We start from the raw sequence: 15,433 nt of genomic DNA on the forward strand, positions 1-15,433 counted from the left end.
CAACCCTGCAAGCGCGGGCAGCATAAAAAAGCGTCTCAAAAAAGGACATAGCATGATTAACAGTAACAGCGCGCCGCTGGGCATGGCGGTCACACCTCATCATCTGGCAAGCCAGAGTGCGCTTGCGGTACTGAGGGAAGGCGGTAATGCCATCGAGGCGATGGTGGCCGCAGCCGCAACAATTGCGGTGGTCTATCCGCACATGAACGGACTGGGCGGCGACGGCTTCTGGCTGATTGTGCCGCCGCAGGGCAATCCGGTGGCGATAGACGCCAGCGGTGCCGCCGGCTCGCTGGCCTCTCTCGATTTCTACACCGGGGAATCGCATATTCCGCACCGTGGGCCGAAAGCGGCACTGACGGTCGCAGGCACGGTCGGTGGCTGGCAGGAAGCGCTGAATGTGTCGGCTGAATTTGGCGGCGATCAAAAACCCCTTTCACGCCTGCTGCGCGATGCCATCCGTTACGCCGCGGATGGCATTCCGGTAACGGCTTCTCAGGAAGCCGCCACCCGTGCCAAACAACATGAGCTGAAAGACTTGCCCGCTTTTGCCGACGTTTTTATGCCGAACGGCGAAGTGCCGCGCGCCGGTAACCGCTTCACCCAGCCGCAGCTGGCACAGACGTTATCCATGCTGTGCGAAGACGGGCTGAACAGTTTCTATCGCGGTGAACTGGCCGACAATATGGCCGCCGACATGGAAAGGCTCGGCATGCCGGTCACCCGTGCCGATCTGGCCGCTTACAAGCCCCGGCGCTGCGTGCCGCTGCGTCTCAAACACAGCAAAGGCGAAATATACAACCTGACACCGCCGACGCAGGGGTTAGTTTCACTCGCGATCCTCGGTCTGACTGACCGTCTGCCGCTCGAGACCATGGATGAAAGCGCGACGATACACAGCATTGTCGAAGCTACCAAGCTGGCGTTCGGCCTGCGCGACCGCTATATCACCGATCCGCGCATGATGACGCAGGACGCGCAAAGCCTGCTGGATCCGCAGTATCTCGACGCCCTCGCCACCCGCATCAAACCGCACAGCGCCGCCGGCTGGGGCAAAGGTAAAGGTCCGGGCGATACCGTCTGGATGGGCGTGATGGACAGCAGCGGGCTGGCGGTATCGTTTATTCAGAGCATCTATCATGAGTTCGGCAGTGGCGTCGTTCTGCCCCAGAGTGGCGTGCTGTGGCAAAACCGTGGCGCCTCATTCAGCCTCGATGCCAGCCATTTACTGGCACTGGCGCCGGGTAAACAACCGTTTCATACCCTGAATCCTGCCGCCGCACGTTTATACGACGGGCGCACCATGGTTTACGGTTCGATGGGCGGCGACGGTCAGCCGCAAACGCAGGCTGCGGTGTTTATCCGCCATGTGGTGCAGGGACAATCCTTGCAGCAGGCGATCAGCGGGCCGCGCTGGCTGCTGGGTCGTACATGGGGGGAAAGCTCGGACTCCCTGAAACTGGAAGGCCGTTTCGCCTATCCGACGCAGGCCGGACTGAGACAGCGCGGTCACGATGTCGAACTGTTGCCGGATTTCAGTGAAGCCGTCGGCCATGCCGGAGCCATTGTCCGCCACACCAACGGCATGTTTGAAGGCGCTTCCGACCCGCGCAGCAACGGCAGCGCGGCCGGTTTTTAAACTGAGGAACTGATCATGAAAAATACGCCTGCGGCCACAGACTGGGCCGCTTACATCCGCCAGATGGAGTCCGTTCTGGCGCTGGAACTCGACGATGTACGCCGTCAGGAACTGCTGGTGCAGTTCAGCCGTATCGCGCAAATGGCGCAACCGCTGATGGATTTACCGCTCGATTCGCGACTGGAAATCGCCGGGGTGTACAGAGCATGAAATCGTTTGATAATTTCACGATTAATCAGCTTCATCAGGCCATTACGCAGGGTGAAATCTCAGCCACAGAAATTGCCAGCGCCACGCTGGACGCCGTTGAACAGGCCAATCCGGTCATCAACGCGTATACGCATATCACCCGCGAACGCATGCTGAGTGAGGCCGCTAAAGTGGATAAAACCCGCGCCAGCGGAACCGCACTGGCACCGCTGGCAGGCATTCCGTATGCGGTGAAAAACCTGCTGGACGTCGCCGGTGAAGTTACGCTGGCGGGTGCGAGCCTCAACAGCAGCAACGCCGCCGCACGTCATGATGCCTGGACCGTTTCACGCCTCGCCGCACAGGGCGCGATGCTTTCCGGCATGCTGAACATGGATGCTTACGCCTACGGTTTCACTACCGAAAACAGCCATTATGGTGCCACCCGTAACCCGCGTGATCTGGCACGCGTCGCCGGAGGATCGTCCGGCGGTTCTGCTGCTGCCGTCGCTGCCGGTCTGGTGCATTTTACGCTCGGCAGCGACACCAACGGATCCATTCGCGTGCCTGCATCATTGAGCGGTATTCTCGGCCTGAAACCGACCTTCGGACGGATCTCCCGCCGCGGCAGCCAGCAGTTTGTCGCCAGTCTTGATCACATCGGTCCGATGGCGAGGTGCAGCGAGGATCTGTCGCAGGCCTATGACGCGATTCAGGGCACAGACTCTCAAGATCACTTCCAGGCAGATAAACCCGTGACTGCCACTTTTTCTCAGCTCGGACGCGGCCAGCAGGGTTTGCGTACTGCGGTGCTGGGCGGCTATTTTGCTACCTGGTGCGACGACCACGCTAAAGCTGCCGTGCGCCAGATTGCTCAGGCTCTTGAAGCGCAGGAAGAAGTTGAAATGCCGCAGGCCGAACTGGCGCGTTCAGCGGCATTTATCATCAGTGCTTCTGAAGGCGGCAATCAGTATTTGCCAAAACTGCGCAGTATCCCGCAACAGTTTGAACCGTTATCGCGCGAGCGTTTACTGGCCGGCGCGATGATCCCGGCGGCATGGTACGTGCAGGCACAGCGTTTTCGTCAGCATTTTCAGGAACAAATCTTGCCCCTGTTTGATCACTGGGACATTCTGATTGCCCCTGCCACGCCATGCCCGGCAACGCTGATTGGTCAGGACACCATCAGAATTAACGGTCAGGATCTGCCGACACGTGCCAATATGGGTATGCTGACGCAGCCAATTTCGTTCCTCGGTTTACCGGTAGTGACGGTGCCGGTCACGACATCGACCGGCCTGCCAATAGGATTACAACTGATTGCGCCGCCGTGGCGCGAAGACCTGTGTCTGCGTGCAGCACGGGCGCTCGAACTTCAGGGCATAGTGAAAGTCAGCAGTTCTCCGGTGATGCCCGCGTAACAACCTGCATCCCGTTTTCCAGGGTGAAGCAAAAGAGTAAAGAGACGAATCATGAAAACTGAACATATCGACCGCCCGGCGATCCTTGCCGAAATGAATGCGGCCTTTTATCGCTATGAACAGGCGCTGATCACCAACGATACCGCCGTCCTCGACGAACTGTTCTGGCACGACCCGCGCACCGTGCGCTTTGGCGCGGGAGAAAATCTTTACGGCATCGAAGCCATCCGGGCATTTCGCTCAGCGCGATCGGCGCAAGGGTTAGACAGGGAACTGGTCAATACGACCATCACCACATTTGGTGATGACATGGCCGTCGCCAGCACGGAGTTTCGCCGTGAAGGCACGGACAAAATCGGGCGTCAGCAGCAGACATGGGTGAAAATGGCGAGCGGATGGAAGATTGTGGCCGCCCATGTGAGTCTGATGGTTTGACCGAACCATTGGGCGGTTCAGCTTTGGAAAGCTGAGGAAACCTTTTTCGGTTTAACCGGGATAAAAATGAGTTGTGGAATTTTCGGTTCCCACCGAGGGGAAATCTGAACGGTGACATTTTCGGTTTCTCAATAACAGCGATCACTTTTCACGCTGCGCCGAAACCGCCCAAAAGGGGCCAGGACGGGCCCCTCTTGGATCTCCCACGTCTTTTAACTGCATGCTATCGCTCGCTGGCTATGTTTCAGCAACCGCAGTGACAGGCTGGAAATCTTGCCGCTACGCGGTTCCCTCTCTCGGTCCTGAAGCCTCAGGTCTTCAGGCCGCTCCGTTCAGCAAGATTTCTGAATCGCCCGCACCATCTTAAAATTAACGGCAGACTGTTTTTCATCTTTTAGAAAAGTGGATTGGCGTGCTCAAAATTCAGCTGAACGGAGCGGCTTCAAGACCTATGGCTTGAAGACCGAGAGAAGGTAGTGCGAAGCACCTGGATTTTCGCCACCCACTAAAGCAACAGAACATGTCCGTCGTGCCCGCGACAGCGCGCAGTGAAAAAGCGCGGGAGTCCAGAGGGCGCGCGCTTACGCGTCCTCTGGGCCAGTTTGGGCGGCGAGCCCAAGGTTTTGAATTTGATTTTAAATTTGAATTTGAATTTGAATTTGAATTTCGAGATTAAACACCGAAATGTTTAACCCAATGGTCGGCAATGTCCTGCCGCTTACACACCCAAACGCGATCATGCGATTCCACGTAATCGAGAAACCGCTGTAAAGCGCGAAATCTCCCGGGGCGACCCAGGATCCGGCAATGCATCCCGACCGACATCATTTTGGGTGACGTTTCGCCTTCTTCGTACAACACGTCAAAAGTATCTTTGAGATAGGTAAAGAACTGCTCGCCGGTATTGAAACCCTGCGGGGAGGCAAACCGCATGTCGTTGGTTTCCAGCGTGTACGGGATCACCAGATGCTGTTTCGTTTCGCCATTTTCCAGTTTTACCGGCGTCCAGAACGGCAGGTCATCGCCGTAGTAATCGCTGTCGTACTGGAATCCGCCTGATTCGGCGACCAGCTGACGGGTGTTCGGGCTGTCGCGGCCGGTGTACCAGCCGGATGGCGTTTTACCGAACAGGTCGCGAAGTACAGTGATGGCTTTTTGCATGTGCTCCGCCTCTTCGGCTTTGCTCATGTTCTGATAGTGGATCCAGCGCCAGCCGTGGCTCACGACGTCGTAATCCGCGGCTTTGATGGCGCTGACGATTTCCGGGTTACGCGCGAGCGCCATCGCGACACCGAAAACGGTCAGCGGCAGGCCGCGCTTCTGGAATTCATTGTGGATCCGCCAGAAACCGGCGCGTGAGCCGTATTCATACAGTGAATCCATCGACATATGGCGATCAGGGAAACTGGCTGCACCGATAATATCCGAGAGAAATTGTTCCGAACCGGCGTCGCCGTGCAGGACGTTATTTTCCGCGCCCTCCTCATAGTTGAGGACGAACTGCACCGCAATCCGGGCATTACCCGGCCAGTTTGCGTGTGGCGGACGACCGGCATAGCCAATCAGGTCGCGCGGATAATTTTCAGTAAAACCGTTATCGAATTCAGGCATGGTTATCTCTCAGATTCAGTCCGGCAAAGCGGCCAGACAAGGGTTTTTCCAGCGGATAATCCAGATCACCGTGCTTACTGGTGGTCAGGCGAAGTGCGGCCAGCGACTCGACCATTTTGACCGCCGCACTGACGCCGTCGATCACCGGAATATTCAGCTCCAGCGTCAGTTCCTGCGCCAGATCGGCCATGCCGCCGCAGCCCAGCACAATCGCCCCGCTGCCATCCGATTTTTTCGCGGCGATGCATTGTTCACGCACTTTCTGCTGCGCCAGCCCGCTGCCGTCTTCGAGCGAAAGCACCGGAAGATCGATCGCATGCAGCGCCGCGCAATGACGCTCGAAACCGTACTGATGCAGTAAATGGCGGGCAATAGTGAGGGTTCTTGGCAAAGTGGTGACGATGGAAAAACGCGTCGCCAGCATCGTGGCCAGATGCATGGCCGCTTCGGCAATGCCGATGACCGGCGCACGCGCCAGCTCACGCGCGGCCAGTAAGCCCGGATCGCCAAAACAGGCAATGATATGGCCGTCCACGCCGGCTTCGCGCCCGGCTTTCACCTGCTGCAAAACACCGAGCGTGGCAATCGCCTCATCAAAATGCCCTTCAATCGACGGCGCGCCTTCCTGCGGACAAACCGCCACAATTTGTGTATCCCCGGCAGCAACAGAGCGCGCGGTTTGCGCCATGACTTCTGTCATCGCCAGACTGGTGTTCGGGTTGATCAATTGTATACAAAGCGGTTTTGTCATCACTCTGGCTCCTTTCCGGCGACCAGAAGATGAGAGGAAAAGATATTCGCGAAATCAGGCACCTGCCCTTTATTTTGCTCAAAACGCAGGCTGGAAACGATGCTGTCGAAGTGATGCGACATGCTTTGCGTCAGCCCGGCAACGTCCCGCTTTTTCATCAGTTCCAGTAAATCATCGTGATCATGACACCGGCAGCCCTGTTGCCACGGCGCGCCCCAGGCGGCAATCGCCAGTGAAGAACGCAGCGTGAGCTGAGAAACCGATTCGGTCAGCACTTTGTTGCCGGAAATCGCCTGAAGCTGGACGTGGAAAGCAGCAGAAAGCCGGATTGCGGCCGGGCCATTACGTTCGTCGTGGGCGCGCTTTTCTTCCTGTACGAGTTTTTTCAGCGCCACCAGATGCGTGGACTGGCAATGCGCGATCACCAGCGGCAGGTTGGCGCATTCAAGAATTTTTCGGGTGGTGAAAACGTCGCGGGATTCTTCTGCATCCGGCGTGGTGACATGCGCACCACGCTTGGGCAACAGCGTGACCAGTTGCACTGCGGCAAGGCGCTGCAACACGCGCCGGATGCCCGTCCGGCTGACAGAAAAAACTTCAGCCAGCGCTTCTTCCGGCAATTTACTGCCCGGCAAAAGCTGGTGTTCAACAATCGATTTCACCAGCGCGTTGTAAATGTGGTCGTCCTTATCCTCGGTAAAATAGGCCGTATTCAGCCCGCTCCAACTGGTCATTGCCGTTACTCCGTATACCGTTCGATAGATTAATCGTATACATGAAAATTATTTTTTGTATACAAAAATGAAATATGGCCTGATTCGTGCAGTGCTCCTGTGACTGCTTTTCACCTTTGGGCAGCCGGTCACCGGCTTCCGACTTTTACATGTTGTTAATGACAGGAGCACGATTTATGCCAAATCAGGAAATCACCTCCGCCACGGCGTCATCCGAACAAGGCGCCGGGATCATCAAACCTTATTACAGCCCGCGGCTGTGTAATGATGATTTAGCTCCCACTCGTGACCAAAACTGGAGCTGGTACAACATTTTTTCTTTCTGGATGTCCGACGTACACAGTATGGGCGGCTATGTGGTCGCAGCGAGTTTCTTCACGCTCGGGCTGACCAGCTGGCAGGTGCTGCTGTGTTTATTGTGCGGGATTTGTATCGTGCAGATTTGTGCCAATCTGGTGGCGAAGCCGAGCCAGCAGGCTGGCGTGCCATACGCGGTGATTTGCCGTCAGGCATTTGGCGTGTTCGGGGCGAATATTCCGGCGGTGATCCGCGGGCTGATCGCCTTCGCGTGGTATGGCATTCAGACCTATCTGGCGGCCAGCGCGTTAATGCTGGTGCTGCTCAAATTCTTCCCGTCCCTGACGCCGCTGACCGTGCCGCACTGGCTGGGCTTATCTGCGCTGGGATGGATTTGCTTCGGCATTATGTGGGTGTTGCAGGCGATGGTGTTCTGGCACGGCATGAGCGCAATTAAGCGCTTTATCGACGTGGCGGGACCGGCGGTTTATGTCGTGATGCTGATGCTGGCCGGATGGATTTTGTATAAAACCGGGCTGAGCAATATCTCTTTCACACTGTCGACAAAAACGCTGACCGTCGGCCAGCAGGGCTGGGAAATGCTGACCGCCACGGCGCTGGTCGTCTCGTATTTCTCCGGCCCGCTGCTCAACTTCGGTGACTTTTCACGTTACGGCAAAAGCATGAGCGAAATCCGTCGCGGTAACCGCTGGGGCCTGCCGTTTAACTTCCTGCTGTTCTCGATTGTGACCGTGGTGATTGTTTCCGGTACACAATCCCTGTTTGGCCAGATGATTACTGACCCGATTGAAACGGTCAGCCGCGTGGGTAACAGCGTAGCCGTGGCACTCGGGCTACTGACCATGATCATCGCGACGATTGGTATCAATATTGTGGCGAACTTCGTATCACCGGCGTTCGATTTCTCTAACTGTTCGCCGCAGAAAATCAGTTTCCGTACCGGTGGGATGATTGCCGCCGTCGGCTCTGTTTTACTGACACCGTGGAACCTGTTCCAGTCACCGGAGCTGATCCACTACACGCTCGATGTTCTCGGGGCATTCATCGGGCCGCTGTTTGGCATTCTGCTGGCTGATTATTACCTGATCAAACGCGGTCATATGGATGTCAATGCGCTTTTTAACGCCTCCCCTTCCGGCCGTTACTGGTACCGCAACGGGTTCAACCCGAAAGCCATCGGCGCGCTGGTGCCTGCGGTGCTGATTGGTCTGGTCATCAGCTTTACGCCGAGCCTGCATCAGGTGGCGAATTTCAGCTGGTTCATCGGGGCATTTCTGGCGGGCGGTTTTTATCGCTATATCGCCCGTCATGACCGCGCGACAGGTAACGCAATGGGCTATATGAAAACAGAAGTGGAATAAATCGTTGTAACAGGGGAAAAAGCCAGGAAGGCTGAAACGACGAAGCCCTGAGTGATTTCTCACTCAGGGCTTCTGAATAGTGGCGGAACGGACGGGGCTCGAACCCGCGACCCCCTGCGTGACAGGCAGGTATTCTAACCAACTGAACTACCGCTCCGCGTTTTGTTCTGGTTAAGAACGAGGCGGATATTAAGGAATACCCGCCATTACGTCAATGCTTTTCCTGATATTTTCTACCGACTGCACAGTTTTTCCACACACCGGATATTTTCAATACAAATTGCAGAAAATACGCATCACGAACGCCATAAACAGCTGCCGCCCTTTTTCACCACTAAATCTAACCGTTCTTCATGCCACGCCAGCTCCTGCTCTGAAGCCGTAATGACTTTCAACCCGGACACCGGACGCGCCACGCGCTGGATCCCCAACCCGTCTGCCCCGGTATTCTGCTCACCTTCGTGAGTGAATTTGATACTGGTCTGCCCGCCGGTCATCATCAGATAAACTTCTGAAAGAATTTCGGAGTCGAGCAATGCGCCGTGCAGCGTTCGTTTGCTGTTGTCGATCAGGTAGCGATCGCTCAGCGCATCGAGGTTGTTACGCTTGCCGGGAAACAGCTTTCGCGCCATCGCCAGACTGTCGGTGATTTTGCAGAAGGTTTCGGTTTTCGGCAGATTACGGCCAAGCATGCCGAACTCGTAATCCATAAAGCCGATGTCGAACGTTGCGTTATGAATGACTAATTCTGCACCGCGAATGTATTCGATAAAATCGTCGGCGATGTCGGCAAACACCGGTTTGTCGGCCAGGAATTCGTCACTGATCCCATGAACGCCGAAAGCTTCAGGGTCGACCAGACGATCGGGTTTGAGATAAACGTGGAAATTGCGCCCTGTCAGACGGCGGTTAATTACTTCAACAGCACCGATTTCGATAATCCGGTGCCCTTCGTAATGGACGCCGAGTTTGTTCATACCGGTGGTTTCGGTATCGAGAACGACGATCCTGTTAGATGTGTTTTGTAAATCCATGGTTATTTACCCAACCCTGCCGATCATTTTGAAACGAAACCCGGACGATAGAGATATCGTGAATGCGTCACAGAATACCATCAGGTGGAGGCTCAAGTCATTTCGCCGGAGAAGTTGATGAGCCCGCAGCATCGCGCTACGGGCATTTTATCTTACGCGGGGATTTGCTGAGTGATGCAGTGAATGTTGCCACCGCCCAGCAGGATTTCGCGGGCCGGAACGCCGGTCACTTTGAAATCAGGGTACATTTCAGCGAATACCGCTTCGGCTTGTTTATCCGTTTGCGGATCCAGCAGCGGGAAGATAATGTGCCGGTTGCTGATGAGATAGTTGACGTAAGACGCCGCCAGGCGGTTACCTTCGTGGCGTTCAATCGCCGTTCCCGGCAACACGTCAATGGTCTCTTCCGCGCTGGCAAACAGCGTCGGCGGCGACGGCATTTTCCAGACTTTCAGGCTGCGCCCCTGCGCATCTTTCGACGATTCCAGCACTTTCAGAGCGGCAACAGAACGCGCGTACTGCGGGTCGTTCTGATCGTCAGTCCAGTGGAGCGCTACTTCACCCGGACGAACAAAGCAGCACATGTTATCGATGTGACCGTCGGTTTCATCGTTGAACACGCCTTCTTCAAGCCAGATGATTTTCTTAACGCCCAGATATTCCTGCAATTTCGCTTCAATTTCTGACTTCGAAAGATCCGGATTGCGGTTGGGATTAAGCAGGCATTCCGCCGTGGTCAGCAGCGTACCTTCGCCATCGACATGGATTGAACCTCCCTCAAGTACCAGACTTGTGGAAAGGTAAGGTATGTGATGATAGTTCGCCACCTGACGGGCAACGAGCTGGTCACGATCCCAGCTGGAATACAGGCCGCCATTAAGACCGCCCCACGCATTAAACGTCCAGTCGATCGCCAGACGCTCACCTTTTGCATTGGCCACAATGGTCGGGCCGGTGTCGCGCATCCAGGCGTCGTCACTTTCCATTTCCACCAGCGTAATTTGCGAAGGCATCAGGCCACGGGCCTTCTCCATTTCCGCAGCAGGGACAGCCATAATGACCGGCGTGGTGCTGGAAATAGCCGCCGCAACGGCAGAAAAAGCCTGTTGCGCAGGGCGTCCGTTTGAACGCCAGTTGTCCTGACGGTAAGGCCAGATCATCCAGACAGCCTGCTGCGGTGCCCATTCAGCGGGCATCGCAAAACCTTCAGCCTGAGGATTGATATCAATTGAAGACATCAGTTATTTCCTTGTTGAACCGTCGGATGTGGCGATAGCGCCATACATTTCAGGACGACGGTCGCGGAACAGGCCCCATGACGCGCGCTGCGCGGCAATCGCATCCAGATCAAAAGTATGAACCAGCACGGTTTCTTCTGTTTTACCGGCCTGAGCTACCAGTTCGCCGGTCTGATCCGCAATGAATGAAGAACCGTAGAAGGTCATTTCATAATCGGGGATAAATTTACTCTTTTCCGTACCGATGCGGTTCGACGCAATCACCGGCACCAGGTTTGCCGCTGCGTGGCCTTGCTGAACGCGGGTCCAGTGTGGCTGGCTGTCGATTTCCGGATACGCTGGCTCTGAACCAATCGCCGTCGGATAGAAGATAATTTCTGCACCCTGTAAGGCCAGGCAACGTGCGGTTTCCGGGAACCACTGATCCCAGCAAATCCCTACGCCGATTTTTGCGTAACGGGTATTCCAGACTTTGAAACCGGTATCGCCGGGAATGAAGAATTGTTTTTCCTGATAGGCAGGGCCGTTCGGAATGTGTGTTTTACGGTAAACATCCAGCACGCTGCCGTCAGCATCAATCATGACCAGCGAGTTGTAATAAGCGTTGTTGCACTTCTCGAAGAAGCTCAGCGGCAGCACCACTTCCAGTTCTTTGGCGAGTACTGAGAAATGACGGATGAGCGGACTGTTAGTCAGTTCCTGCGCCAGGCCGTAGTGTTCCGGGCTCTGATCGATACAGAAGTACGGTGCGGCAAAAAGTTCCTGAATCAGAATGACTTGCGCGCCCTTGGAATGTGCCTCGCGAACCAGTTTTTCGGCATTAACAATATTCTTTTCCAAATCCCAGCTGCAGCTCATTTGTGTTGCAGAAACCGTTACATTTCTCATCAGACATCCTTAAAGCATTGAAAAATTTGCAGTGAAAAAACCATGAAAGACGGAACTCACTCAGAGTTTTGAACTGCCACTCTGCCTTTTCCTATTATATTGCAAAAGACAGCGCTCTCCAGCCAAAAGAGTCATTAGTGACGGTCAAACCTGTTACAAAGGTACCTCAGTACCCCGCTTTCAGACAGTTGCACCCCAAGATATTACTGTGCCCGGCAGGATGGTTTATGTCAGACTTGGTTTTTATATTTGATGAAAGAGCCTGCCAGAGATGACCAAACAGGTAGAAATTTTCACCGACGGCTCCTGCCTCGGCAACCCCGGCCCCGGCGGTTTCGGTGCAATTTTACGCTATAAGCAACACGAAAAAGAGTTCAGCGCGGGTTTCCGCCTGACCACGAATAACCGCATGGAAATGATGGCCGCCATTGTTGCGCTCGAAGCCCTTTCCACACCGTGCGAAGTCACGTTAAGCACCGACAGTCAGTATGTGCGCCAGGGCATTACCACCTGGATCCATAACTGGAAAAAACGTGGCTGGAAAACTGCGGATAAAAAACCGGTGAAAAACGTCGATTTATGGAAGCGTCTTGATGCCGCAATTCAGACTCACCAGCTGAACTGGATGTGGGTAAAAGGCCATGCAGGTCATCCTGAGAACGAACGCTGCGACGTGCTGGCAAAAGAAGCGGCGGGCAATCCGACGCTGGAAGATGTGGGTTATCAGGCAGAGAGTTAAACAGACGCGCATCGGGCACACTCAGTCCCGATGCTCTTCCCGATAGCTTTTTGTCGCCCCGACGGCCTGCTGTATTTTCTGTTTCTGCGCGTGAACTTTTTTCGCCGTAGGCGTCAGCGGGAACGTGCGTTTGCGGGCGATAATTAACGTCATGCAGCCCAGCGCAGGCAGATGCGTGCTCAGCAATTTGCCGCCATTCTTTTTCCACGGCAGCACATGAAAACGCCGGTGAACCATCACTTCGTAATTGAGCAACGACAGCCAGTCGAGCAGCCGCATCTGTGTAAACAGACGGCTGCTGTAGGGCTGACGTTTGCGAAAGAACGGCATCAGTTTCCCGATACCTAACAGACTCAGCGGATTAAAGCTGCTCAGCACCATCCAGCCGTCATCAATCAGCACGCGGTCAACTTCACGCAGTATGCGGTGCGGGTCATCAGCATACGCCAGCGTATGGCTCAGCAGACAGGCATCGACCGATTTCGCGGAGAACGGTAAATAGTAGGGTTCGCCCCTGACATGCAGCCCTTCGCCTTCCGGTGCGAAATTGACCTGATGCGAGATAGGACATGCTTCCGCGTTGATTTCGGCACTTAATGCGCCGATTTTCAGCAGGTGAAAACCATAGAGTTTTCCCCACCAGGGTTGCAGTTGTTGCTCAAGCGCGGCACGGTAATAGTCGCCGCAGGGAATATCTTCCCAGGATGCCGGTGCAACAATGGTCTTACGGGCGCGGGCTGGTCGCATATTTTATTATCTTCTTTCAAGCAGTTGCCAAAGAGAGGTTGCCATGAATCTTATCAGTATTCCTGCCCTGCAGGACAATTACATTTGGATGCTCGATGACCAGAAAGGCCATTGTCTGATTGTGGATCCCGGCGAAGCGGCGCCTGTTTTAGCCGCACTGAAAATGGCGAATTTAACGCCTACCGCCATCCTTCTGACGCATCATCATCACGACCATGTGGGCGGCGTAAATGAAATTTCCGGCCATTTTCCGGGTCTGAAAGTGTACGGACCTCACGAAACTGAGAACAAATTTAGTCAGATTAGTCTTAAAAACGGCGATAAATTGGTAATTGGCGGTCTGGAATGGCAGATCTTTGCTACGCCCGGCCACACGCTTGGTCACATTTCATACTATAGCGCACCTTATCTTTTCTGCGGAGACACGATGTTTTCCGCCGGTTGTGGCCGTCTGTTCGAAGGAACGCCGGAGCAAATGTACCAGTCGTTTCAACGGTTAGCGGCGCTACCTGACGAAACATTAGTCTGTGCGGCGCACGAGTACACTCTCTCAAATCTTAAGTTTGCACGCTCTATTTTACCGGAGGATCATGATATTCATTCTCATGAGCACAAAGTGCAACAAATGCGGGAAAAGGGACAATCTTCCCTGCCTTCAACCCTGGGTCTTGAGCGTAAAATTAACGTCTTTTTACGCTGCGATGATGTTGATTTACAAAACAAATTAAACCTTAACGATCCCTTAAAGACAGGCTCACAGGTTTTCGCCCATTTAAGGGCACTCAAGGACAGCTTTTAGACCCAAAGGTTGTGTTTTTTTTCGAAGCAAAGTATTATCGCTCGTCTTTTAAGCAACTATGACACACACATGAAGGCAAACGCGATCCTAATAATCGCCTCCATGTTGCTCACAGGTTGCCAGGCGTCCAGGCAGGGCGTGAAGGTACCCGAGCAACATGCACAGAGTTTGTCTTCGGCAAGTCAAAGTGAAGCAGGACAGTACACAGATGATGGCCGAGCGGCCTCTGGGGGATGGTTGGATGGAAACGACGCCGTCTCCCAACAAAATCTGTGGAACTTCATAGGCGACGAGCTGAAGATGAAGGTTCCGGATAACCCCCGGATCCGCGAACAAAGAGTTAAGTATTTAAAAAATAAGAGCTATCTCCACGATGTAACATTACGGGCAGAGCCGTACATGTACTGGATCACCGAGCAGATTAAGAAACGTAATATGCCGATGGAACTGGTACTGCTACCCATAGTGGAGAGCGCTTTTGACCCAAAAGCAACCTCATCAGCTAACGCTGCCGGGTTGTGGCAGATCGTGCCACAGACGGGTCGCAACTATGGTTTGAAACAAAACCAGTGGTATGACGGACGCCGTGATGTTGTGGCGTCGACGACCGCTGCGCTTGATATGATGCAACGCCTGAACAAAATGTTTGGTGGTGACTGGTTACTGACCATTGCCGCGTACAACAGTGGTGAAGGCCGCGTGATGCAAGCGGTGAAAGCTAATAAAGCAAAAGGTCGCTCGACTGACTTCTGGGCGCTGGCGCTTCCTCGTGAAACGTCAATTTACGTGCCTAAGATGTTAGCGCTGAGCGATATTTTAAAGCACAGCAAGAAATACGGTATCAGCCTGCCGCAACCGAGTGAAGACCGAGCCCTGGCGCGTGTTGAAGTCGGTCAGCAGATGCAGTTGACCCAGGCCGCTGAAATGGCCGGGATGTCCCTGACGAAGCTGAAATCGTATAACACTGGCTACAAGAAGAATGTGACCGCGCCGAATGGCCCGCATTACATTGTTCTGCCGAAGGCGCATGCCGACCAGTTGAAAGATTCTCTGGCTGATGGCGATATTGCCGCAGTGCAGGAAACGAAACTGGCCAGCAACACTCCGTCAGGTGCAAAGGCGTACAAGGTTCGCTCCGGCGACAGCTTGTCCAGCATTGCAGCCCGGCTGAATGTGAAAACCCGTGATTTACAGCGTTGGAACAATTTGCGCTCAGCAGGCGCGTTAAAAGTTGGGCAAACCCTGCAAGTGGCGGATAACAGCGTCAGCGATACCAGTGTCAGCGGTGGCAGCATCACTTATCAGGTGCGTAAAGGCGATTCATTGTCGAGCATTGCCAAACGTCACGGCGTCAACATCAAAGATGTGATGCGCTGGAACACGAATGCGGACAACCTGCAACCGGGCAACAAGTTAACGTTGTTCGTCAGCAATAAGATGAGTCCTGATACCTGATTCTGACCGGTACCGGCAATAAAAAAGCACCCTGAACATTCCGGGTGCTTTTTTTATATCTGCGTTTTATGGCG

Annotated in this window: 15 protein-coding genes and 1 tRNA gene; 8 read left to right on the forward strand and 8 right to left on the reverse strand. The window is 54.4% G+C overall.

All coding sequences use genetic code 11. The features are described 5' to 3' along the window. Nucleotides 1–52 precede the first annotated feature (52 nt). Genes GW579_RS09005 through hpxZ form a run of 4 tightly spaced genes read left to right on the forward strand, consistent with a single transcriptional unit; the run spans nucleotide 53 to nucleotide 3,684 of the window. The gene (locus GW579_RS09005; protein WP_165058610.1) at nucleotides 53–1,639 is read left to right on the forward strand and encodes a gamma-glutamyltransferase family protein; all 1,587 of its coding nucleotides are present in this window, start codon (nucleotides 53–55) and stop codon (nucleotides 1,637–1,639) included. 15 nt (nucleotides 1,640–1,654) lie between these two features. Then, on the forward strand, nucleotides 1,655–1,849 hold the full coding sequence (gene hpxX / locus GW579_RS09010) for an oxalurate catabolism protein HpxX (RefSeq protein WP_165058612.1): 195 nt from the start codon (nucleotides 1,655–1,657) through the stop codon (nucleotides 1,847–1,849). Continuing rightward, entirely contained in the window at nucleotides 1,846–3,249 is a 1,404-nt protein-coding gene (locus GW579_RS09015; RefSeq protein WP_165058614.1) for an AtzE family amidohydrolase, read from the forward strand. The genes hpxX and GW579_RS09015 overlap by 4 nt, the downstream gene beginning before the upstream one ends. 51 nt (nucleotides 3,250–3,300) lie before the next feature. Beyond that, a complete protein-coding gene (gene hpxZ / locus GW579_RS09020; protein WP_152324673.1) occupies nucleotides 3,301–3,684 on the forward strand; it encodes an oxalurate catabolism protein HpxZ in 384 nt (127 codons plus the stop codon). Between the two features lie 672 nt (nucleotides 3,685–4,356). Here the strand turns inward: hpxZ and puuE are convergent. The 3 genes from puuE to GW579_RS09035 are packed head-to-tail and all read right to left on the reverse strand — an operon-like array spanning nucleotide 4,357 to nucleotide 6,780. Then, the gene (puuE, locus tag GW579_RS09025; protein ID WP_165058616.1) at nucleotides 4,357–5,295 is read right to left on the reverse strand and encodes an allantoinase PuuE; all 939 of its coding nucleotides are present in this window, start codon (nucleotides 5,293–5,295) and stop codon (nucleotides 4,357–4,359) included. Further along, nucleotides 5,288–6,046, reverse strand: a complete 759-nt coding sequence (locus GW579_RS09030; RefSeq protein ID WP_165058618.1) for an aspartate/glutamate racemase family protein — start codon at nucleotides 6,044–6,046, stop codon at nucleotides 5,288–5,290. The genes puuE and GW579_RS09030 overlap by 8 nt, the downstream gene beginning before the upstream one ends. Then, a complete protein-coding gene (locus tag GW579_RS09035) occupies nucleotides 6,046–6,780 on the reverse strand; it encodes a GntR family transcriptional regulator (protein WP_165058620.1) in 735 nt (244 codons plus the stop codon). The genes GW579_RS09030 and GW579_RS09035 overlap by 1 nt, the downstream gene beginning before the upstream one ends. A gap of 176 nt (nucleotides 6,781–6,956) precedes the next feature. Between GW579_RS09035 and GW579_RS09040 the strand changes: the two genes are divergently transcribed. Next, the gene (locus GW579_RS09040; RefSeq protein ID WP_165058622.1) at nucleotides 6,957–8,459 is read left to right on the forward strand and encodes an NCS1 family nucleobase:cation symporter-1; all 1,503 of its coding nucleotides are present in this window, start codon (nucleotides 6,957–6,959) and stop codon (nucleotides 8,457–8,459) included. Nucleotides 8,460–8,539: 80 nt separating this feature from the next. On the opposite strand, the gene GW579_RS09045 is transcribed toward GW579_RS09040, so the two are convergent. From GW579_RS09045 to aguB, 4 genes are all read right to left on the reverse strand, one after another. Beyond that, a tRNA-Asp gene (locus tag GW579_RS09045) sits at nucleotides 8,540–8,616 on the reverse strand. A 139-nt stretch (nucleotides 8,617–8,755) separates the two neighbouring features. Beyond that, nucleotides 8,756–9,493, reverse strand: a complete 738-nt coding sequence (gene dnaQ / locus GW579_RS09050; protein ID WP_152324678.1) for a DNA polymerase III subunit epsilon — start codon at nucleotides 9,491–9,493, stop codon at nucleotides 8,756–8,758. A gap of 152 nt (nucleotides 9,494–9,645) precedes the next feature. Further along, complete coding sequence (gene aguA / locus GW579_RS09055; RefSeq protein WP_152324679.1) at nucleotides 9,646–10,731, reverse strand: agmatine deiminase; 1,086 nt, start codon at nucleotides 10,729–10,731, stop codon at nucleotides 9,646–9,648. Nucleotides 10,732–10,734: 3 nt separating this feature from the next. After that, entirely contained in the window at nucleotides 10,735–11,619 is an 885-nt protein-coding gene (gene aguB, locus GW579_RS09060) for an N-carbamoylputrescine amidase (protein ID WP_165058624.1), read from the reverse strand. 271 nt (nucleotides 11,620–11,890) lie between these two features. Between aguB and rnhA the strand changes: the two genes are divergently transcribed. Then, nucleotides 11,891–12,358, forward strand: coding sequence for a ribonuclease HI (gene rnhA / locus GW579_RS09065; protein WP_101079833.1), 468 nt, complete (start codon nucleotides 11,891–11,893; stop codon nucleotides 12,356–12,358). 21 nt (nucleotides 12,359–12,379) lie between these two features. Here the strand turns inward: rnhA and GW579_RS09070 are convergent, their stop codons facing one another. Next, nucleotides 12,380–13,105, reverse strand: a complete 726-nt coding sequence (locus GW579_RS09070; RefSeq protein ID WP_152324681.1) for a methyltransferase domain-containing protein — start codon at nucleotides 13,103–13,105, stop codon at nucleotides 12,380–12,382. A gap of 43 nt (nucleotides 13,106–13,148) precedes the next feature. On the opposite strand from GW579_RS09070, the gene gloB reads away from it, so the two are divergent. After that, the gene (gene gloB, locus GW579_RS09075) at nucleotides 13,149–13,904 is read left to right on the forward strand and encodes a hydroxyacylglutathione hydrolase (RefSeq protein WP_152324682.1); all 756 of its coding nucleotides are present in this window, start codon (nucleotides 13,149–13,151) and stop codon (nucleotides 13,902–13,904) included. 69 nt (nucleotides 13,905–13,973) lie between these two features. Continuing rightward, nucleotides 13,974–15,359 carry a murein transglycosylase D gene (mltD, locus tag GW579_RS09080; RefSeq protein WP_165058626.1) on the forward strand — a complete coding sequence of 462 codons (1,386 nt, stop codon included), beginning with the start codon at nucleotides 13,974–13,976 and terminating at the stop codon, nucleotides 15,357–15,359. The last annotated feature ends 74 nt before the right edge of the window (nucleotides 15,360–15,433 follow it).

The sequence above is a fragment of the Rahnella contaminans genome, assembly GCF_011065485.1.
GTDB lineage: Bacteria > Pseudomonadota > Gammaproteobacteria > Enterobacterales > Enterobacteriaceae > Rahnella > Rahnella contaminans.